General features: G+C 36.1%; 22 protein-coding genes. All 22 read right to left on the bottom strand.

Features of this window, described 5'->3' with window-relative positions; genetic code table 11:
- Nucleotides 1-3: 3 nt before the first annotated feature.
- The 22 genes from ACFSR8_RS14430 to ACFSR8_RS14325 all read right to left on the bottom strand — a co-directional run bounded on the left by ACFSR8_RS14430 (nucleotide 4) and on the right by ACFSR8_RS14325 (nucleotide 21,575).
- The gene (locus tag ACFSR8_RS14430; protein WP_380293249.1) at nucleotides 4-834 is read right to left on the bottom strand and encodes a polysaccharide pyruvyl transferase family protein; all 831 of its coding nucleotides are present in this window, start codon (nucleotides 832-834) and stop codon (nucleotides 4-6) included.
- Nucleotides 831-1,712 (bottom strand): N-acetylneuraminate synthase family protein, encoded by an 882-nt coding sequence (locus ACFSR8_RS14425; protein WP_380293247.1) that lies wholly within the window; start codon nucleotides 1,710-1,712, stop codon nucleotides 831-833. Before ACFSR8_RS14425 ends, ACFSR8_RS14430 begins: the two co-directional genes overlap by 4 nt.
- 13 nt (nucleotides 1,713-1,725) lie before the next feature.
- Complete coding sequence (locus tag ACFSR8_RS14420) at nucleotides 1,726-2,883, bottom strand: cytidylyltransferase domain-containing protein (protein WP_380293245.1); 1,158 nt, start codon at nucleotides 2,881-2,883, stop codon at nucleotides 1,726-1,728.
- Nucleotides 2,884-2,946: 63 nt separating this feature from the next.
- A complete protein-coding gene (locus tag ACFSR8_RS14415; RefSeq protein WP_380293243.1) occupies nucleotides 2,947-4,101 on the bottom strand; it encodes a glycosyltransferase in 1,155 nt (384 codons plus the stop codon).
- Between the two features lie 12 nt (nucleotides 4,102-4,113).
- Entirely contained in the window at nucleotides 4,114-5,181 is a 1,068-nt protein-coding gene (locus ACFSR8_RS14410; RefSeq protein ID WP_380293241.1) for a glycosyltransferase family 2 protein, read from the bottom strand.
- On the bottom strand, nucleotides 5,181-6,377 hold the full coding sequence (locus ACFSR8_RS14405; protein WP_380293239.1) for a glycosyltransferase family 4 protein: 1,197 nt from the start codon (nucleotides 6,375-6,377) through the stop codon (nucleotides 5,181-5,183). The genes ACFSR8_RS14410 and ACFSR8_RS14405 overlap by 1 nt, the downstream gene beginning before the upstream one ends.
- Before the next feature lie 3 nt (nucleotides 6,378-6,380).
- Nucleotides 6,381-7,052 (bottom strand): hypothetical protein, encoded by a 672-nt coding sequence (locus tag ACFSR8_RS14400; RefSeq protein WP_380293237.1) that lies wholly within the window; start codon nucleotides 7,050-7,052, stop codon nucleotides 6,381-6,383.
- Nucleotides 7,053-7,069: 17 nt separating this feature from the next.
- On the bottom strand, nucleotides 7,070-8,128 hold the full coding sequence (locus ACFSR8_RS14395) for an acyltransferase family protein (RefSeq protein ID WP_380293235.1): 1,059 nt from the start codon (nucleotides 8,126-8,128) through the stop codon (nucleotides 7,070-7,072).
- 17 nt (nucleotides 8,129-8,145) lie between these two features.
- Complete coding sequence (locus tag ACFSR8_RS14390) at nucleotides 8,146-8,925, bottom strand: glycosyltransferase (RefSeq protein ID WP_380293233.1); 780 nt, start codon at nucleotides 8,923-8,925, stop codon at nucleotides 8,146-8,148.
- A 12-nt stretch (nucleotides 8,926-8,937) separates the two neighbouring features.
- Nucleotides 8,938-9,777 carry a glycosyltransferase family 2 protein gene (locus ACFSR8_RS14385; protein WP_380293231.1) on the bottom strand — a complete coding sequence of 280 codons (840 nt, stop codon included), beginning with the start codon at nucleotides 9,775-9,777 and terminating at the stop codon, nucleotides 8,938-8,940.
- Between the two features lie 7 nt (nucleotides 9,778-9,784).
- A complete protein-coding gene (locus tag ACFSR8_RS14380; RefSeq protein WP_380293229.1) occupies nucleotides 9,785-10,636 on the bottom strand; it encodes a glycosyltransferase family 2 protein in 852 nt (283 codons plus the stop codon).
- A gap of 21 nt (nucleotides 10,637-10,657) precedes the next feature.
- Nucleotides 10,658-11,608, bottom strand: coding sequence for a glycosyltransferase family 2 protein (locus ACFSR8_RS14375; RefSeq protein ID WP_380293227.1), 951 nt, complete (start codon nucleotides 11,606-11,608; stop codon nucleotides 10,658-10,660).
- A gap of 2 nt (nucleotides 11,609-11,610) precedes the next feature.
- Nucleotides 11,611-12,519: a glycosyltransferase gene (locus ACFSR8_RS14370; protein WP_380293225.1), complete on the bottom strand. Its 909-nt coding sequence runs from the start codon at nucleotides 12,517-12,519 to the stop codon at nucleotides 11,611-11,613.
- Nucleotides 12,519-13,373, bottom strand: coding sequence for a glycosyltransferase (locus ACFSR8_RS14365; RefSeq protein WP_380293223.1), 855 nt, complete (start codon nucleotides 13,371-13,373; stop codon nucleotides 12,519-12,521). Before ACFSR8_RS14365 ends, ACFSR8_RS14370 begins: the two co-directional genes overlap by 1 nt.
- A 21-nt stretch (nucleotides 13,374-13,394) precedes the next feature.
- On the bottom strand, nucleotides 13,395-14,354 hold the full coding sequence (locus ACFSR8_RS14360) for a glycosyltransferase family 2 protein (RefSeq protein ID WP_380293221.1): 960 nt from the start codon (nucleotides 14,352-14,354) through the stop codon (nucleotides 13,395-13,397).
- Nucleotides 14,355-14,368: 14 nt separating this feature from the next.
- Complete coding sequence (locus ACFSR8_RS14355) at nucleotides 14,369-15,502, bottom strand: glycosyltransferase family 4 protein (RefSeq protein WP_380293219.1); 1,134 nt, start codon at nucleotides 15,500-15,502, stop codon at nucleotides 14,369-14,371.
- On the bottom strand, nucleotides 15,502-16,887 hold the full coding sequence (locus tag ACFSR8_RS14350; protein ID WP_380293217.1) for a capsular polysaccharide export protein, LipB/KpsS family: 1,386 nt from the start codon (nucleotides 16,885-16,887) through the stop codon (nucleotides 15,502-15,504). Before ACFSR8_RS14350 ends, ACFSR8_RS14355 begins: the two co-directional genes overlap by 1 nt.
- Nucleotides 16,871-17,818 carry a sulfotransferase domain-containing protein gene (locus tag ACFSR8_RS14345; RefSeq protein WP_380293215.1) on the bottom strand — a complete coding sequence of 316 codons (948 nt, stop codon included), beginning with the start codon at nucleotides 17,816-17,818 and terminating at the stop codon, nucleotides 16,871-16,873. The genes ACFSR8_RS14350 and ACFSR8_RS14345 overlap by 17 nt, the downstream gene beginning before the upstream one ends.
- Nucleotide 17,819: 1 nt before the next feature.
- Nucleotides 17,820-18,773, bottom strand: coding sequence for a class I SAM-dependent methyltransferase (locus ACFSR8_RS14340; RefSeq protein WP_380293212.1), 954 nt, complete (start codon nucleotides 18,771-18,773; stop codon nucleotides 17,820-17,822).
- Complete coding sequence (locus ACFSR8_RS14335; RefSeq protein ID WP_380293210.1) at nucleotides 18,770-19,510, bottom strand: class I SAM-dependent methyltransferase; 741 nt, start codon at nucleotides 19,508-19,510, stop codon at nucleotides 18,770-18,772. The genes ACFSR8_RS14340 and ACFSR8_RS14335 overlap by 4 nt, the downstream gene beginning before the upstream one ends.
- Before the next feature lie 16 nt (nucleotides 19,511-19,526).
- Complete coding sequence (locus ACFSR8_RS14330) at nucleotides 19,527-20,732, bottom strand: ABC transporter ATP-binding protein (protein ID WP_380293208.1); 1,206 nt, start codon at nucleotides 20,730-20,732, stop codon at nucleotides 19,527-19,529.
- Nucleotides 20,733-20,735: 3 nt separating this feature from the next.
- Nucleotides 20,736-21,575, bottom strand: coding sequence for an ABC transporter permease (locus ACFSR8_RS14325; protein WP_380293206.1), 840 nt, complete (start codon nucleotides 21,573-21,575; stop codon nucleotides 20,736-20,738).
- Nucleotides 21,576-21,577: the final 2 nt, after the last annotated feature.

Below are 21,577 nucleotides of genomic sequence, written 5' to 3'. Positions count from 1 at the left end.
TATCTATTCTTTTTGATTGTTGAATGGGCAAACCTCCATTAACCCATTAAATAGCCTATCAATTACTTTTTTTTCGGGCAATACCTGTTTGTTTTTGAAAAGATTGAGCATCGTACTTTCCGACATCTCAGTATTCAAAATAGTTGATTCATAATTGGGTATACCAACAGATTCAAAATAGTCTCTATACTTAATATCATCACCAAATACACGATTGGAAAACTTTTGCCAAACAGCGGGTATACCGTAAGCATGGGACACTATAATACCATGAAGGGAAGATGATATTATCTTTTCACATTTAAGAAATTGATCTGTTGTTGTTTCAACATTATTTGTCATTAAATCAATGATGAGTATCGATCCGTCATTTTGGCAAAAGTCTTTCACTGCTTCAAAATCCGCATAATGAGGGACGATGCCCAATTTGTATTCCTTTTCAATTTGAGGGTTATAATACCTTGGCAAAAGAATGGCCGGATCGCCATATATCTCGGGAACTTCGTACCCCAAATCCAGCAAATGATTTCTTGTTTGCGGACCGCGCACAGCCAAAAATTTGGCGTTTTTAACAGGAAATTCTTTGGATACAATACCGCTTCCCCAAACTACGCATTTTGAATTGACATGGGTTAGAATGCTTCCTATGGTTACATAAATTGGACTGAAAAAATCAGAAAAAGAGAAAGCACTAGGCTTCGTCCAAACCACTTCCTTACCAGAAATTTTTTCTACTAAATATTTACCCAAAAGATCGCCGTAGTTCTCTTTGGATTTGCCTTGTAGTTCAATTTCATTCCACCAAAACAAGCGAATCTTCCTTGATGAAATCATTTGTGCACTTTTTGATTTTTTAGTTTATCGCGCTGTACTTTTTCAATGGGCAATATATCCTCATTTTTATAACTCAAGGAATGATAAACGGCCTTTAGGTCCCTTGATAACTTGCGAAGTCCCATGGGCTCCAATGATGCAGCATGGTCTGTACCTTTCCAGGTTCTATCCAATGTGTAGTGCCTTTCAATAATATTAGCTCCCAAAGTGTATGCGGCAACATCCACAGCAATACCTAAATGGTGTCCTGAAAATCCGATGTGTTTTATTTGCCCACCGTACTTTTCCTTTAACACATTAATGTCCAATAAGCACACGTCTTCAAAAGGCACAGGGTAACCCGAAGTACAATTATAAAGTACCAAGTCTTTATTTCTTCCAAAAGTTTTAAACAGATTTACAACTTCGTCGATCTCCTCTTTGGTAGTCATCCCTGTTGAAATATGAAGTTCGCCTTCATAATTTTTGCAGAGCCATTCCAGCATCATTGTATTGTTATTGCATGCCGAAGGTATTTTAATAAACTCCGGATTTAGGGATGCTATTTCCTTAGCAGATGTTAGATCCCAAACTGAAGTGGAATATGTAATTCCTACCTCTTCACAATACGACTTTAATTCTTGATGTTCCTTCAAGCTAAACTCCAGGTACTCACGATGATCTCCATAAGTTGCTCCGTAAGAATTGACAGGATTAGGATGGGGTTGATTGTACTGCTCCTCCGTTAACAACTCTTTATTATTACGCTTTTGGAATTTTACAGCATCCACATTGCAAAATATCTTTGCTACTTTGATAAGTTCTTTCGCAATTTCCATTTCACCTTTATGGTTGCACCCTATTTCAGCTATAACATATGGCTTTTTGTAACTATTCATAAGATTTTGGGACTTACATGAATCTTTTGTTATACTTCATTATAAATTGACAAGCTTCCCTGATAGCACCGGCTCCCGATTTTCTGGAAAGCACGATATCGGCATGTTGTTTAACCACATCTGTAGCATTATTTGGGGCCAAAGACCACCCGACACTACAAATATTGGTAAGGTCGTTAACATCGTCCCCAACGTAGGCCACATTACCCAAAGATATATTCTCCTGGTTCAATATTCGGTTCAATAAGGTAAACTTATCCTTTACACCTAAAAACACGTGCTCAATCTTTAATTTTTCCATGCGTTTGGCTACCAATTGAGAATTCTCCGAGGTCATAATCATCACTTTTACGTTGAATTGCCTTAAAATCTCAAGCCCCATACCATCTCTCATATCGAAACTTTTGGTATGCTCGCCATCTTTTGTATAAGTAATAGTGCCATCTGTAAATACGCCGTCAACATCCAAAACTATGTGTGTAATTTTCTTGGATATTTTCTCCTGTTTTTGTCGCTCCATCAATAAGTTTTCGACAGTCACCCAATCAGATTCGGTATCTATTTCTGAAAGTGATTCCTCGGGCATTTTCACTACTGCAGTTCTATCCCCTATTCGGTTGTTATGTTGCTTTAAAGCTTCTTTTGAAATAGTATAAACAGCACCATTTTCAACCAATACCCCCTCAAAATCTTGACGTCTTGGTCTTTTTTGGGGATTGTAGTTTAGTGCTTCCCCATTTTCATTCCATAAAAAACGATGGGTGTTTACCACGGTTAATGCCGAATCAAATTCAGTCCCGATTTTATCCAAACATGTATTAATATCCTCTTTTCTTGTGAAAGGAGATGTGGCCTGCATTAGGCAGAAAATATCAAAATCATAATTAATAGACTCGCAATATTCCAATATAGCAGATTCGGTAGAAGCTGTGTCTTCAGCACTTTCTTCACTTCGTTTCAAGGCTTTCACTTTTGAAGTCCAATGGTATTCTTTGGCAATAAAATCAATTATGGACTCGTCATCGGTATACACAACAATTTCATCAAGCTCTGAAAAAACAGCTTCACCAAGAACCCATGTAAACAATGGTCTACCTACCATCTTTCTTTTGTTCTTATTGGGAATCCCTTTAGAGCCTTTCCGCAACGGGATAAAACCTATCTTTTTCATTTTTGTGCTGCTATTAATATGAGTCAAAATGCTAAAATACAGTTTGTTTTTTAATCGACGCGTTTAAATTGAGTATTGATGGATGGAATTGTATTTTGAAATAACATCATTTGCAATTTTTGATCTTTCAAAAACGCCTTTCATTTGTTGATTAGCTTTAAAGGCGGTTTCCATAAGTTTTTTGTCTGAAACTGCCATTTTTATCAATTTGGAAATTTGATTATCATCTTCACAATCCTGAATCAGGAGCCCATTTTTGCCATGATTTATGACCTCGGCTGTAGCACCACCGGGATTGGATTGGATCGGGAAAGCCCCCATAATTATGGCCTCGAGCAATGTGTTCGGCATACCATCAGAATTGCTATTTCCTATATATATCAATGCTTGCCCCATTAGTTTCATAAGTTCAAAATGGTTTAAAAACTCAGATCTTTTATAGATGCGTAAATCCAAACTACGAAGCCCATGTTCACGCTCTATAAAATTTTCAACCTCCTCATTTACTCCAAAAATGGCAAATTGATATGTCCTTAATTCGGAATTCAAGTTAGCGATGGCCTTTAACACGGAAATGGCCCTACCCGAACGCCCTTGATAACCTTTAATAAGTATTAGATTTCTTTGGGAAGTAGACAGGACATGTGGCTCATACTTTTCAATGGGATACCCTCCACCGCCAGGAAAAATCCCTAAAACCCTACCCTTAAAGCCAAATTTTTCTGCCAGTGCAACATCTCTTTTGCAATCCGCAAACAAATAATTAACCCTTGGCAATACATTTTTTATATCACTGAGATACGACGGTTCATGTTGAAAATAGAACAAATCGCTACCCCAAGCAGAGTATATCCATTGTAGTTCCGGGTAATTGTTCATCACCTTCAAAATAGGTGAACAGGATACGTAGAGTGCAAAACTGTGCACTACATCGGGACGTATTTTCAGCAACGCGCTTTCAAATGCCTTTTCGGTACTGTTTTCAAATATAAAACCAAGTTTTTTATACAATTTGGGCAATCTTCTTTTTACGAACACTCTTCCCTTAAGTTTGGGATACTTGTATTTCCAACCGATAATTTGCTTTACCCAAGACAAATTTTCTGAATAGCTACCATCCCTAATATTGAACCAATGCACCTCATGGCCCGCATCCTGAAGCTGATTGGTCCAGCGTTCAAAGTGGATGGAATTCATGGATACCATTAAAATTTTCATTGGTGCAATAGGTTAAAGTTTGATGACTAGCGTTATTTCGTTTTTTTGAACGCTGTAACGGTAGCTATATGCTGCATTTCTTTTGTCTGCAATAATGGCTTCCAAAAGCAAGTCGTTCACTTCTTCTAAAGGTAAAAATTCCTTAGTTTTTTTATGGATCAACTTTTTAGCAGTCTGTTTGAGAGAATTATATTCGGAATGTTCCTTTATTTTAACACTAATAACTTGATGCGCATGGTCCAAAAACATGTTATGGATAAACCCTTTGACGTCGGCTAGTTCATTTGTGATCAAAAACTCCTGTTGTGGCGCTTCCAAAACCGAATAATCCGATGCATTATAATGCCCCCATTCAAAATTAGTGTTGGCAACAACTTTTTTTGTTTTCCTAGTAAATTCCAAATATTTATGATTGATGCTTTCAAGCTTAAAGTGAAATGGTTCAAAACTATCTTTACCCCTATATGCCTTGGGGTGCCACTGATGAAGCATTAAAATTTCCCTATCAAAATAAGCCACCTCAATATTGGCGTTTTCAAGTCTAACGTGAACATCGGTATCCTCTGCGCCCCAGCCATGGTAAAATTCGTCGTAACCATTAATAGACTTCAATATCTCAGTTTTGTATAAAGTCATGCCCGTGGCCTCTTCATTAGAGGGGAAGGCAATTTGATAATCCTCAAAATCCTTATCAGTATTTGACTCATTTTCGCTTAAAAACCCCACTTTAAAATAAACCACTTTATGTTTATCCTTAAGTATGTGAAGTTCTTCAATAAAATGCGGATGATATATCATATCAATGTCCCCTACGAAAAAATAAGTGGTATCGCACTGCTTTAATGCTAGATTTATAGCCCTGGATTTACACCACAATTGCTTTTGGGTACTACATAAAATTAATTCGAAATTTGCATGTTTATTGATCTCAGATTGAAGTAGTTTCTGATTTTGCGGATTTGAACCATAATCCACAACAATGCATTTGAAATTTTGATTATTCTGTCCGCGTAACGAGGCGAAGCATTTGGATATCAAGCTTAAACTTCTATTTCGGTTGGTCAGTACAATTGTTATCATCAGTTCCCTTTATTACCCAAAACTAAGTCTCTATACTTCTGGTTAAACGTACCAATATCAAAGTGCTTTCTCGCATAGTTAAAAGCATTCTTTGAAATTTTAGCTGTTAATCCTTTATCATTAATCAATTTATCAATAGTATCTATAAATTTTGTTACGATTTCATTTTCATCCTTATAGTTATCGATGAGCACCCCATTTTCAAAACTAATCAAATGTTCGCTAATCCCACCAACATTAGTTGAAATAGGTATCACCCCGTGTGCCATAGCCTCTGGGATGACCATAGGAAAGCCTTCCCTAGAAGACGTTGTCAAAATAAACGTCAGGGATTTATAAAAGGCATCCAACCTTTTTGCATCCGTAATTTCACCTAGAAATTGGACACCGCTCCTGTTAATTTCAGAAACATTACTTTTCATTCCAATACCTACCATTTCGAATTCCACCTCAGGTTTTATTTTTTTGATCTCCGATGCTATCTTAAGAAAAATTTCTGGGCGCTTTTCTTTGGACCATCTACCAACAAAGCCGATTCTTATCATGTCCCTTTCGGCCAGTGTATCATTTAAATCTATCGGAATGGCATTTTCAATAATTTTTATTTTGCTCAGAAATTCCTCTGAAATACTGTTGACTTTATAAATATGCGATACGTCATCAAAAGCCTTTTTATTGATTACGATTCTATGGGTGATATCTTCACTTGAATCCAAATAGTGTTGCTCTATGGCTGGGTTTTCTCCAGAAATGGCATGTATCAAATCCAATTTGTTGATGTTCTTTTTGATTTTAGGAAGCACTTCATAAAAGAAATTAGTATTGCTCCCGAAAACAGATGTTATTGACCGGCTTTGGTTTATCGATTTACAAATTACCTTTTTGAGGGACTGATTTATATGACTATTGTTTTTGGTGAGAATTGTATTCACTTCGATAATTTTGGCCAAATTCGAAAACTCATTTTTGAAATTTTCAGTTGCGGAATTATGGGTAAATAAGATACAAATACTTTTGTCCTGCAAGCTTTTAATGATATTAAGGTGCACGCGTTCCGCTCCTCCTGTTTGAAAATAGGGCAGAATAAAGAGTAAATCCGACCTTCGGATTTTAGATACTTCGAAAAGCCTAAACATCAAAAAATTATAAACGGCCTGTAATGATTTAATGGACTTTTTTATCCTTCTCTTTAGCATAGTCTATAAGACTTCCTTCCTTACCGCCTCGCAACAAATCATCATTCCGTTATTAAACAAGTACGTCTTCTCAACCTTAAGATCGGAGTATTTTTGAATTTGATTCTTAAGGGTATAAGGGCTATACCAGCAATTGTGATCTGGGTGCACCACTTCAATAAAATAATCCTTACCCCGATAGTTTCTATCCAAATGAATTGGGGTAAAACAATTTGGTGCAGTAATTAGAAATTTATCGGCTTTTACAGCAGATAAGTTGGCCAAAAACTCCCGTACATTGTCTACATGCTCAATGGTTTCTGGAATTAAACAGACATCATAATTAAAATCGGGTATATCGGAAAACTTTGAGAAGTATTCCTGATCTACATATTGCTTTAAATTTTCAATGCCCTCCAGATCAATATCAAAACCATGCAGTCTGGCGGTTACTTCTGATAACTGAATATGCAAATTCTTTTCCGGCCTAAATATGGGCCAGTCTGTACAGCCAAAGTGCAACACATTTTTTCCTTTGCACAGTTTAAGAAAAAAATCCAGTCTATCCTCGACATCTTCTACTTCTACCTTTTGCACCCAAAAATCATCAAATTTGTCGTAATTTTTCACCTTAAAATAGGCGGGAGATTTCTTTTTTTTCCTTAGAACACGTTTTATAATCTGTTTTATATTCATTAAACTGCTGACTGTTTTTAAGTTAATTTTTTCTTCAATTCTATCTTAGATTTAGAAATTGAAACATTTTTGTAACTCAGCGCTTTTTTCTCAATTAAATGCCAAGAACAAAACCCCAAAACAATTGAGATTATTACCGACCAAAACATGAGTTCATAGGTGCCAAGCTTGAAAAAGTAAACCAATGTTTGTTGCACTGGAAAACTATAAATATAAATACCATAGGACATATCTCCTATTTTCCCAAAAGTACTAAAAAATGGAAGCGGAATCTGCCCTAACAGCAAAATTACAACAGGCAGCAGTATGTGCTTAACGGAATGATACACTTCAAAATGCAATGCACCAATTAGTGTTAAAACAGACAAAACAAGCAACAACGGACTTTTAACTCTTTCAAAATTGAAGGCCGCCAAAACACTCCCACATACAAAAAAGGTTCCCAGATCCAAAATTTCATAGCCCAGCATCCCAAATATAGAGGAACCGGCAAACCGTCCCAATAAAAAATTGTAAATCACTAATAGAAATACCAAGGTAAGAAACAATACACCCCGTACTAATTTGTAATTGTTTTTGACGAAAAAGAGTAATGACAGAGCCACATAAAGTGAAAATTCATATCGAATTGTCCATAAGGAGCCATTAATAGAATGGTATGGATTATTGTCAAACACACCTTGAATTATTGACTGAAATCCATACAACGATAAATTGTTTGGCAAGTAGGTGTACACCTCTGGGTTTTCATACAGGGACACACCACCTTCATATACAAACGGTAGCAGCAAAACGGTCAATAAAAGCACTACAAAAAGTGCCGGAAACAGTCTTAAAAAACGCTTCCAAAAGTAAATGCTCAGTGATTTACTCCGTTTTAAACTTTTAAAAATAAAGAAGCCACTAATTATAAAAAAGCCACCCAAGCCTATCCGAGCCAATACAATTTGACCATTGGTGATTTGGTAAATCCACTGGTAAGTTTCACTGCTACCCGACAAAGGGTAGGAATGGGAAAGCACGACAAAAATTGCGAACAAAAATCTTAGAAAATCAAAGTTATTGTTCCGGTTCATGCTTTAGATTTATAGGCTTAAAACTTATTAGGTTTATTGAAAAGGAACTTTATGGTGTGCAAATATCGCAATATCACATACCAAATATCCACAAAAAAGCTTTTTAAAAGCCTCAACAAAGCCATCAAAAACCCCTTGGAAGCACTCCAAAAAGACACATCTTGATGCCACAATTGGTAATTGCCAATAAGGTCTCTTTTGAACCTAAAAAACAACTGTCCTTTGGATCGGGAAATTTGGTAGCAAAAAATGGCGGGAACCAACTCAATATCATAACCCTCCTTTAACATTCGAACGGTCCATTCCTTATCTTCAAAAGTAGCAACATCATTCCTAAATTGATGTTTTGTCCAAACTGACCGCCTAAATGCCGACCCTGAAAATATCAAGCCAGATTTGTTCGGGTCTTCTTTAGCCGAAACCTTATTGATGTAATTTCGATAGTCATTAGGGTTGTGCAAGCAACGTAACCCAGCTAAATTTGGATTGGCTTCAAATTTCTCTTTAATCAGTTTAAAAAAGTCATGGCTTACTGGATAGGAATGCGCACTAAACATCACCACAATTGGATGCTTGGCCTTTTCTGCCCCAAAATTGGCACTGCCTCCATAACTGAAATTTGTGATGGTTTCAAATCTCGCGCCATATTTTTCGGATATGGCTTGGCTACCGTCGGTTGAAAGATTGTCCACAACAATAATTTCCGCAATATCGTCGGCATAACGCCCCTCAAGGTTTTTTAGTAAAAACTCCAAGGCGTCTTCCTGGTTTTTATTTCTGATGACTACGGATATCAAAATGCTATGTCTCTATTTTTTCAAAAGAAAAGAAAACGGTTTGGTTAAAAGCTTTCCAATCTTATACTCTAAGGATGTTTTTAGTTTTACATTACTTGTGCGATAGGCCTTCAGGTCATGAAACAATACGGTCATACAGTTTTCAAAATCTTCAATATATAAATCGCTATGTTTTTTGAAAATATATGCTTTAATATCTTCAAAATGATAGTTTATCGTATCCGTTACCATGGATTGTTTTGCTCTTCTGTAGTAAAAAAGAAACTCATCCAAAACCTGATATTTCCAGCCATTTTTTGTTAAAGAGAGCCAAAATTCCCAGTCCTCAAAGCCATTTTTCATGTTTTCATCGTAGCCTCCAACCTGTTCCCAACATGTTTTTCTGAATAACGAAGTAGCAACTATTTGATTCAAATACAGCAGGTACTTATAAGTATTACCTTTAGGTCTCCATTCGTTAATGACGTTGGTGGTATCTCCAGTAAAATGTTTGCTATTGCAAGTCACAACGCCAACTTCATCCTTAGTTTGCAACACTGGCACTGTTTTTTTTAAAAAATCCTTATGTAAAAGATCATCAGCATCCAAAGGCAAAATATACTCACCTTTGCTTCTTTTTACACCCGTATTTCTGGCATTTGACAGTCCTCCATTTTTCTGGGAAATGTATTTGAAACGGGTGTCTTTTTTGCACCATTCTTTGGCAATTTCTTCAGTATTATCAGGGCTACCGTCGTTTACAATGATACATTCCCAATTAATGTACTCCTGGTTCAAAACAGACTCCAAGGTCTCTCCCAAAAGATGCGCATGATTATAGCAAGGTACAATAATTGAGACAAGGCTATTCATAGGGAATTCATTTTTGACTTTTAAATATATGTTTTACAAGCCTAAACGGCCTTAAAATCAAGTTTCCAAGCCTGTAGTCTATTGAATTCTTAATTTTTAATTGGGTCTGCTTCAATTTTGAATTTGAATAGATGATTTGACTTGCAAAGGCCTCAAAATTATCCATAAACACCTGTCTATGCTTTTTGAAAAGATAATCCCTCAATTCCACATCATGGTTTAAAAATGCGTTTTCATCCCTTGAGGACTTACTCTTTCTGTACAAAAAAAGTGGTTCTTCTTTAATATGCATTTGCCATCCATTTTTAAGAATGGATATCCAAAAATCCCAGTCCTCATAGCCTTTTCTCATGTTTTCATCATAACCTGACACCTCTTCCCAGCATTTTTTTCGAAATAGAGAACATCCCAATCCATTGTTTTTAACCAAGAAATTAGAGACGCCTCCGCCCAACGGTTTTACCACTTCATTTTGAATTTTTCCGCTTACCAATCTTCTGTAAAAACAGCCCACTATACCGACGTGGGAATCTTGACTTAAGATAGCTACAGCCTTTTCAATAAAGGTAGGCTCAAAATAGTCATCTGCATCTAAGGTGAGAATATAATCCGTTTTTGCCAAATCAATTGCAACGTTTCGAGCTTTGCAAACTCCTGAGTTATCTTGATAAACTACCTCAACACTATCATCATTTATACCTCCTAAAATATGTTTGGTATGGGTATCTGACCCGTCATCTACAATAATGATTTTTTCTGGTTTTAGGGTTTGATTTAGTACCGAATTCACCGCTTCCATGATGTACTCGCCATCATTAAAACAAGGTATTACCACAGTAACATTACTACCAGAATTCATTTTGCAAATTAATTTAACACCTTAGGGTTTAAACAAAAATGGGAAAAGTTTTTGTCTAAGCCTAACCACTGGGAAATATTTGATGCTCAAAGTAGAAAACAAGAGCCTTAAATCTTTGAAAAATAAAAAGCCCCAGTATTTTATATGAACAAGCAATTTGCTGTGTTCCTTATACTTTAGCAACCATATCCATTTTAGAAGCGTATCGATTCTCTTTCGTGAAATCCCATTATTTACACTCCAATAAATTAGGGATTCATACATTTTTATGGTGTACCCTTTATAGATATCCTTTCGGTCAAATACATTCTCTTCATGTACACCTCTAATTGCTAATGCCTTATCAATCACCCCAGTTTCCAGTCTTGAAGTTATCGCCATTTTCCAGAACATATCAGTGTCCTCGGCTACAACCAAAGCTTCGTTAAAAAGGCCTGTTCTATCAAAAACCGAACGCTTCACAGTTAATCCATTGATATGAAAATGGCTGTATTTACCGGATATTAAAGCCTCAAAAAGCATGTCGGGTTCTATCGTTTGAGAAACCGTATTTAAGGTTAATGTGCGTTTCTCCTCCTCACTTGCTTCACGGTAAAAATAAAATCCAACAGCATTGTAAACCCCATCTGCTTCCCGTTTCAATTTGAACAATTTTTTGTCTGATAAAAATCTGTTTTCCAAATAGTAATCATCAGCATCCAGAAAGGCGATAAAATTTCCAGTTGCCCTTTTAATACCTAAATTTCTACTAGCCGACCTTCCTCTATTAACACCATTTTTATGATGTAAGATTTTGACTTTTTTGTTTGATTTTTCAATTTTTTTTAAAATCGAAAGGGTTTCGTCCGTACTACCATCGTTAATTACAAGAACCTCAAAAACTTCAGGCTGAGACAAAGCTGAACGAATAGCCTTTTCAATAAAACGCTCACAATTATAGGCCGGTATGATGACTGACACTGAAAAATCCATCCTTATTTTTCTAAAAATTTACCTCTGTACATGCGCCTCAAAAATCGCATTCCGTCGTAAAAATGCCCCATTTTCAGAAACCCCCGCAATACCAACCAGATATTGCCAGCAGTCATTAGATTCTGCTCTTTTATCAAAACGCCATATTCAAACAGAAAAGCATTCTTTTGCGCATTCGTAAATGTATACTTTTTGTCGCTTATTATGTCTTTAAAGAATAATCTACGCGAAGTGTTTTTAATAGCCTCGTTATCTCTTTGTCCCGAAATATTTTCAGGCGACAACCTGAAACTAACCACCGCATCGTTGATAGTAAATACATTGCCCGAATCGGTAAAATCCAACCATGCCTTATCATCGGCATGCCATGCCAATGGGAAATCCGTGAAGCCATGGGTTTCATAACTTTTTCTTTGGAAGATATACTCAGAAAGAGAACTTCTTGACTCCCACGAAAAATGTTTAAAGTAGGAATCCGTCGTTTTTTCAATTTCTGGATGTTGATAAACTTTGGACAAATCCTTCCCTTCAGCATCTATGTTTTTGGAGGCATATCGAATTAGGTTTATGCCCTGGTCCAAAGCTTTATCCTTTTTTCTATAGAACATTTCCACCACATTTTCACCCAGTACATCGTCATCACCAAGTATCATCATCCAAGGCTCATCCTTGGTCAGGGCAATACACCTATCCCATTGTTTTGTTAAGGATTTGCCACCAAGATTTGTCTCAAATTTATGGTATTGAAAATCAAATTTTCCTTCGTATGTTTTTAGTAAAGCCATTGGGCTTTCAGGACTTGCATCATCACCAATGTACACCTTAAATCGCTTATCTGTTTGCCCTGATAGGGAATTGAGAGTTTTTTCGAAAAACACAAGTTTGTAATATGGAATGACGATGGCGAGCACTACGACAAAAAGGCTTTTAAAAATTTTAAATGGAACTTCGAAATCGGTTTTAAAAGGAAAATTTTAGACCATATTGCTAGTGCCTCCTTTTTCAAATTTAGTTCAAGCAACTTATAGGCCATCCAAATTCCGTTTTCAGTTTCCAACCGCATAATAGCCTTCTCTTCCATATTGCTATTCACCTTAAGTGGTAAAATATCACCGTACATCTTATGAATTTGGATAGTTGAAGCGTACCAGGACTTATTCAAAGTGCCAAAGGAAAAATGCTCGATCAATATCTTGTTTGTTGCCACTACCTTTTTGCCTTTTTTTATGGTCTCAAAAGACAGGTGCAAATCGTAATTATGAAAGCCTTTGAAACTCTCTTCAAATTTTATGGAATCATCTTTTTTGGCTACCATAAATACCCCATCAATTACGGCCACATCTACAAGACTATGCTTTTCAAAACCTGTATGCCAGTTTTCAACTTTACCTTTTTCGAGGTGCTGCATAATATGCAACACCTTTTCATCCTCGGGACAACTCCACCATGTGGAAGGCATTTTAGTTTTAACCCGAGTTCCGGTGACTCCGATTAACCCGATAGAGGGGTCTGATGAGAATAGCCCTCTTAAAATCTTCCCCCAGTTATTGGTGTGTACTTTTATATCATCGTGTACAAAGCACAGTATATCATAGTTACTTTGGGCTACTCCTAAGTTGTAGGCCTCGAAAATGGAATAGTTGTTCTCAGAATTATCAATGGCAATTACCTCATGTTCAATCCCAATGGTTTCTGTAATATTATTAAGAAAAGATGAGGGAGCTTTAGCTGATCTAGAGCAGGTTATTACCGAAATTCCATTCATGAACTTAATATACTTAACTAACTACAGATGTTTTTTGAAAATTTTCTTTAAGATTCTAATTGCTAAGTAAGGTCGTGTAAATATATATGCAAGTGCCTTGGTATACTGCTTTTTTTTCAGAAAAATATAAACAATCTCGAAATGCAGTACGCGCTTTCCTTTTACCCACTCTTTTTTTATATGAGTTATATTACTAAGGCTGGCCATTTTCAAATAAGAGATCATATAGTCGCGCAATTCCAGTTCCATATTTAATATTTTCAGTTTGCCACTTTCCCCATATGCCCTCCCTATTACGCTTGTATTATGGTACCGGAATGCATTTAACGGATTTGCACAAAAAGCTATTTTATGGTTGCAGACCAATTTCAGATAGTAAAACCAATCTGCATTGTACTTCATAAAAGGGTTAAAATCCAATGGCAACATTGCTTTTATGTTATCCTTTTTTATGAGTACGGCACTAGCATTGGGTATCACGTTTTTATGAATCAGATAATCCTGGATAAAACGATTACCTTCCAAAACAAAATCATTGGAAAAAATATTGGGTTCAAATTCCGCCGTGTGGGTGAGCCATGTTCCCACAACCTTACCCTCGCTATTTACCCTTAAAGACTGGCAAAAAGACAATACCACTTCATTATCTTCAACCATAGGAGCCACCACAGTTTCCAAAAAATTAGGTTCACAAAAATCATCGGTTTCCGCAATCCAAATATATTCTCCTTTGGCCAACGTTATCCCCTTGTTCCACTGTTTAAAGGTGCTTCCAGAGTTTTCTTCATTAATAATACAATGGCTGACATTTTTGTTATTGGCATATTCCAAAAATATTTCCCTGCTCTTGTCAGTGCTTTTATCGTCTAATATAATCACCTCAAAATTAGGATGGGTTTGCTCAAAAATACTATCCAAACGCTGCCTTAAGTAAGGCTCGTGATTGTAATTGGGAACTATTACAGATATTAAGGGTTGCATTTAAAAGATAACGATCAATTTCTACAATTTTTACTTATGATTTCAAATAATTGAGGGCAGATTTTTTCAGGTGAAAATTGACTAAAGGCTTCTTTATTTTTTTCGCCCTGCGCTATTTTTTCGGATTCATTTTCATAATAAAACAAAATGGCGCTAGCCATGGCCTCGATACTTAAATATGGCACGATCTTTCCGCCTCCGTTACCTAAAATTTCTTCTGTTCCCGTCGCACCCCCAAAACATATTATAGGCTTACCTAGCATGCCAAGCTCGATACATACCAATGGAAAAGGGTCCTCTCTTGAGGTCATTACGAAAACATCAAAAGCACGGTAATGCTCTAAGGGGTCCTCAATTTCGCCTATAAACTTTACCTTATCAATCAGCTCTAGTTTTAGCAAATCTTCATCTAAAATTATCTTTTCCAAAGCAGGAATATGCCCTACCCAAACAAACTGCATTTTAACATCTGGATAATTGGCGTGAATATAGCGTGCTACTTGAACAAAAACATCATGCCCCTTTCTCCAATGTACCGTTCCAGATGCCCCAACAATAAAGGTTGTGCTAGCTTTTAGTTGTGATGTTACTGGTTTTGTTTGGGAACATTCATAAACCACATCAATGGCCTCTTCTACCCCCCAATGGTCTTGTAAATTTGTTTTGACCAGATTAGAGGGCGCAATAAAATGATCTATAAAATTTATGTAATCTCTAAAATTCGGTAATGTCTGTTTTATAATTGCATTAAGCTCATGAACGTGCAGGATTAATCTACTTTTTTTATTCAGTTGAACCAATTGCTTTGCAAATGGAAGCGACAACACCGTATTACCATAAATGACATTGTAATTGTTGGCTGTTAGAGCCTCTTTCAATTCTTGATGGTAGTTCCTTGTTTTTAATATGTTCAGCTTTAACAATAATCGTTGCAGGAATGGTAGTTTATTCCCATTGTCCAAAACTTTATAATCATAATAGTTTCTAGATATCTTTTTGAAATCATCCTCAAGCCCTCCATTATGAAGCGCTAATACATCCACAATCACATCAGAGTGGTTCTTCCTGATCCATTGCAACAAATACAACAACACCATAGGCGCCCCAGTTCTGGACATTTCATGCGCTATGAAAAGGATTTTTTTCATTACAAATTATCTATTATAAAATTCACTAAGTTTTCACTTTCTCCAGATGGAATAAAATCAGCAACCATTTTTTGTTGATTGCCAATCATCAGATATAAATCTTCATTTGATATGGCAAAACACTTTTTTAGGCTATCAACTAATTCCTTATGGGATTTGCCAGAAAAAGAGGCTCCATATTCTATAAACGGCAAAACGGGCCTTGAATTCGCAAAATGTGCATGTACACAAGGTTTTCCATATACCAGTGCCTCTACCCCGGCGGTTGAATCTTCTGTAATGATAACATCACAATTTATGGCAAGGTGTTCAATGGTTTCCTCGCTTAGAACAACTTTTTCCCTTAAAGCTGGAAAACTATCCAAGGTTTCTGAATAGATTGCAGCATTATCCAATGGGTGGGATTTGATAATTAGCTTTAATTGGGAATTCAAAAGCATATAATCTAAAATCGCTTTTAAAATCGACGCGCCTTCATCATGACTTCTAGATGGCGAATAGCATTTAATAGGCTTATGCGGACGGGTAATAAATAGTATGTACTTTTGTCCATTTTTGCCTCTTTTGACCTTATGCGTCTCGCGTTTTATTTTACCGACAACTTCATAAGCCTTAGGTTCAAATGCTGAATGCTTAATATACCTAAGTTTTCGGTTCTCGCTCCAAACTGCGATATAATCTGCGAAACAATCATCCAGATAGTAATGCTCACAATCCAATCCATGCTGATACGTAAAAGATGGAATACCTATCTTTTTTGCTGCAAGTACATAATTAATAAATGGCGGATGGTTATCCGAATACACAAATAACGCGTTGGGTTTATATTTTAACAATTCCTGTTCGGCATAGTAGGATATTAAAAATGCTCCTTTTATCTGTTCCTTTAATAATCTCAAGTCCTGAGGCACCAATTCAAGAGCGTTAATTTTTAAAGCTTTTAGCACATTGTTGTATAATTCGATATACCAATGGTCATCAATTAGTTTTGCTTTTGTTGTAATAATACTTTTCTTTGGCAAACCAATATTGACATCCTTAGTAATGATTTTTACGTTTTTTATATCTGAAAACCCATTTACCAAATAGGAGGCTACGGCAAATGGAATAAAAACCAACTGTTCCCTTTTAAGAATTCTTTTCTTAAACTTTCCTTTTGAAATTACCGGTTCGTGGTAATAGGAAATTTTTCCCATATTGGGCTTGTAAATAGACAATTCACCGTTATCGACTTTGTATTTAATCCTAATAGCTCTTCCGATTTTATCCCATAAATAAAACCTTATAATCTGGCTAAAATCTATACCATGGTATACGGGATTAAAGCTTATGCTTTTGTACCAATTACAAGTAAGGTCATACGCCAATTTATCTAAGTTCCTCAAACCAGTTCTTATTTTCTACATAACCATACTCAATCAGGCTATCTCCAGCAATTTCGTGGAATAGCTTACCATCTTCATAAGTAAAATAATTTTTCCAATCTCCTGCTATACCTTTTCTAACATGGGCGTCGGCCTTTGCCTCACCTTGATTTCTACCCTTGGACATTTTTTTAAATTGCCCAGCTTCAACACACGGATTCACAAATTTGGGCTTACTTTTTACATTAAAAAAGGACAGGCATGCCTCAACAACATTGGTCGGGTCTTTCAGCATATCCTCATAACTGATAATTTTAACCTCATGGGTTTGCCTTGCCCTTTCAATTGTTTGGAGTGGCTCTTTCCATTCATTCGCCCATTGTTGTATCTCCTTGTCCTGAAAAAACCGATTGCCTTTAAAGGGTTTTGAGCTTTTAAAAGCATCTCTACGGTCTGATTCAAAATCGGTCAATTCGGTATTGGTCTGTTTCTTATTGAACCAATGGAACACCCCACTAGTAAAAACGTCTCGCCCGTCTCTGACAAGGTATATTATCTTCGATTTAGGAAAATAGGTATTTATTTGGTGCAATACATGTTCAGAAGTACCAAGATATGGAGTGATTTTATCGACAATTGTCTTTTTTTTGGATATGGCACGTTCCTCTTTAACCAAACTTTTAATCAGAGAACTCATTAAACGTTCCGTTTTACCTGGATGCAATCCATGGTGCAAAATAAGGCTGCTAACGTATTTATCTAAAGTGACCCTCAATCGAGATTGTACTTGACCATCATCCTGAACAAAGTCTGCATAATTACCGAATAGACGACGCTCAACACAAAATATATCCGGGTGCGCATTTAACATTTTGCTCATCCATGTGGTTCCGGAGCGAGGAGCCGCAATAATGAAATGGTTATTGGAAATATATGATTTAGAAATTTTCATGCTATTTAATGAACCTTCTTTTCAGCTTTTTCAACAGAGAATTATAATTCTTAGATTCGACTCCCTCTGGAAAGACAACATTATTTAAGAATCTATTCTTCTTACTTTCTATATGAGTAATGTCAGGATACTTTACTGGCAAATCATAAAATATCTTTCTACAGATGGCGGACATAGCTGGAGTTTTTGCCGGTAAGTTTTTGGTATATAATTTTAATACTTCAAATCCGCATTTCTCCAAAAGTAATTTAAGCGTAAGCGGATCAAAATAAAGGACGTGACCTATGTGAAGAGCTCCAATTCCTTTAACCCTATTATCTGCAATATTTGGAACTTCTATATAAAGAACACTTTCTTTATGCATAAAGCCTTTTAAAGTTAAAAGGAATTCTTTTGGATCCAAAATATGCTCTAATACATGGTTGCAGGTAAGAATATCAAAAGTGTCCTTTGGTTTGCTATGGACAAATTCCTGATAACTCCCAATAAATACATCACCTTTTAATTGTTCTTGTGCATATTTACCAAATTCTAAACTAGGTTCTAAACCGAAGGTTTTTAAATGGCTATATTTTTTTTCCACCAAGTGCAATAATGTTCCTTCTGCACAACCAAAATCGAATATTGAATCAGCTTTTTCTAAATAGGGCTTTAAAACGTCAATTACAAATTTTGCCCTTGGAATAAATGGGCCACTATTTATGTAATTTTTGTTAGGTCTTTCAACAGACTCATAAAATTTGCGATAGTGTTCTCGGTAAAAAACCGCCATTTCATCCTCTGTGGGCCTAGGGTTTATATATATTAGGCTACATTGACCACAAATAACCGTTTTTACTCCCATACCATAACGATCGTTGTCATATAGGGGAGTATTCTCTTCAAAGGCGCATAAGGGACATTCTACTGTCTCTTTCGCGAGGCTATCATAAAACTTATCCGCATCCTTTATCATACACCTCTCTTTAAAACCTTTATGGCTAGCTGATTTCCCGATTTTTTATATTTAGTTCTTTGGAAAGTATATCCAATATATTCGAATTCCACTTTATGTTTTTGAACAAATTCGTTCCAAGCTTTAAACTCACCATTCTTCCAATTAGGGTAATTAAAAAACTCATCAAAAACAATTACCGTCCCCTTAACTATTAAAGAATTTAACTCATTAAAAATTGTCTTGGCTGAAGAATACAAATCAGAATCTATATGAAGTAAACTAATCATAGCATCAGTATTAGAGGTAAAATCTGGTAATGTTTCGGAAAAAAAACCTTTCACCAATGTCACATTTTCAGGCACCGATGGCATAACTCCAGCAGCATCCGAAAAACCACCTTTGTTCATAAAAATCCATGGCTCCTTAAGCCCTTCAAAAGAATCAAATCCATATATCAATTTATTCTTATTAATATGATTCGCAATATGGTTAATTGTTTCTCCTTTATAAACTCCAAATTCAAGTACTAAACCATCTTCGACTTCAATATGTTTTATAGATTCAGTCAATAAATCGAATCTATCCTCAAAAGCTTTATTTATTGGAACATTCTCTTGAATCCAATTACAAGTTTCTTCGAGCGCCAACTTTTGCAAGCCATATTTTATATTATGCCTTTCTTCCTCAAAAATCTCAAGTACGGCTTGGCGCACTTTTGCTTCAATATATTTCTTTATTTTACCCTTTAAACTCATTGCTCTAAATCGATTTCTATTGAGACCATTCGGCTTTCATTAAACATGGGGCATGTGCATAATAGGAATTTCCTTTTACTTCGATACGTGCCACAGATCTTATAATGTGAAGAACTTCCCCTTCTTTATTCAAATCATTTATTTCATGTACGGCAAGATGTAAGTTATACGTACCAATATTTAGAAAAAAGTGCTCAAGGTCAATCTTTACCTCAAAATTATCAGAACTCAAAATATCAAATTGGTCATTCTTTGAACTGATTTGCGCTACTGGCTTTTCCTCTACATCAAAAAAGGTCAGCCTTATTGATACTCTTTCAATATTGGCATTACCTGATAATTGAACAATAACCGATAAGGGTTCATTGTAATTGGTTTCGAAAGTTTTTCCACTTTGCCTATTGATTAGGATATTTTCAATCTTTACTACTCCACTGCCAATTTCAGCAGTTTTGTTGTTTCCAACAATACCATAATATCCCTCAATTGCCGGACCTAAGTTTTGCTTTTCATAGACTTCTATTTCACCTTTATTCATCAAAATTAGCTCAGTACAAATACGCGCTATTTGAGGCATACTGTGCGATACTATAATCACCGCACACTTTTTTGTTAATTCTTCTATTGCATTAAAACATTTCGTTTTGAATCTTACATCCCCAACCGCCAAAACCTCATCAATAATCAACACATCGGGTTCCATTTGAGCTGCTACGGCAAAGCCTAAGCGTACTTTCATACCACTGCTGTAATTCTGTACCGGCATATCGATAAACTCCCGTATCTCTGCAAAATCAATAATATCTTCAACTTTATCATCTATTTCTTTTCTGGTAAAACCTAGTACCGCACCATTATTATAAATATTTTCTCGACCACTTAAGATAGGATTAAAGCCTGCTCCTAATTCGATCAAAGCACCTACCCTACCTTTCATTATTACTTTTCCTGCATCAGGATTAATCAATCCGTTTAGAATTTTTAACAAGGTAGATTTTCCAGCGCCATTGTGCCCAATTAGCCCCAAACACTCCCCTCTTCGCAATTCAAAACTAATGTCCTTCACGGCCCAAAATTCTTTAGACCTAAGCTTCCTTTCTCCTTTATTGCCTTTAATGTTGGACACTAAATCCTTTAGGCCATACCATAAACTGGTTTTTAGGTCCTTACAGAACTTTTTTGACAGTCCTTCCACTTTTACTAAAACCTCGTTATCCTTCATAAGTTACGCACTTAAACGTTCAACGATTATTGGAATTGAGATTCGGTAAAACAGCAGTCCAATAAAAAACAGGGCTGCGCTTATAGTAACTATCCAAAGGAAATAGCCTAAATATTCTAAAGGTGTACCCAAGACTAAACTTCTGGTAGTTAAAACCAATGGTGTAAACGGGTTTACTTCCATCATTGTTTTCATAATACCGGATTTTGGCATGGCGTACACCACCGGCGTAACGTACATCAACAAGCCCATACCAAGGTTTGTAATTTTTGCAACATCGGTATAAATTAAACCTATGGGGGTAATAAAAAGCCCTAACGTAATCCCAAACAAGATAGCGGCCAAAAGTGCCAAGGGAAATAAAAGTAAAGACGTATGGAAGGCCAATCCGAATACCAATATCAAAATGAACAGTAACAATATTTTTATAGCACTGTTAAACAACAATTTATAGACTCCAGAAAGTATCAATGCCTCTTTGGGAAAATTGATCTTTGTAAGTATGTTTCTTGCCGCATTGGTATTTTGAGTTGGCAAACTGATAGCATCTTTTATAATGGACCAAATCAAGGTACCAGAGAATACATAAATAGGATACGGCACACCGGTATCTGATAATTTTACGGTACCACTTATATTGAGGAATATCCAGACCAATGCCGACGTTACTGGTGTTATAAATGCCCAGACAATCCCCAGATAGGATTGCCTATATTGGGATTTTATATCCCGGGAAGCTAGTTGTTTTGCCAAAAAATGCGAGCCAAAAAAATCTCTAACACTATCTCTCAATAGCCTTCCGATCTTAAGGTTATTCTCCTTTTGGTAAATCTTGGTTTCCATCT

This window comes from Hyunsoonleella rubra (genome assembly GCF_042684665.1).
Classification (GTDB): domain Bacteria; phylum Bacteroidota; class Bacteroidia; order Flavobacteriales; family Flavobacteriaceae; genus Jejuia; species Jejuia rubra.
The sequence above is the reverse complement of the archived record's forward strand: the minus strand, read 5'-3'. Positions and strand labels throughout refer to the sequence as shown.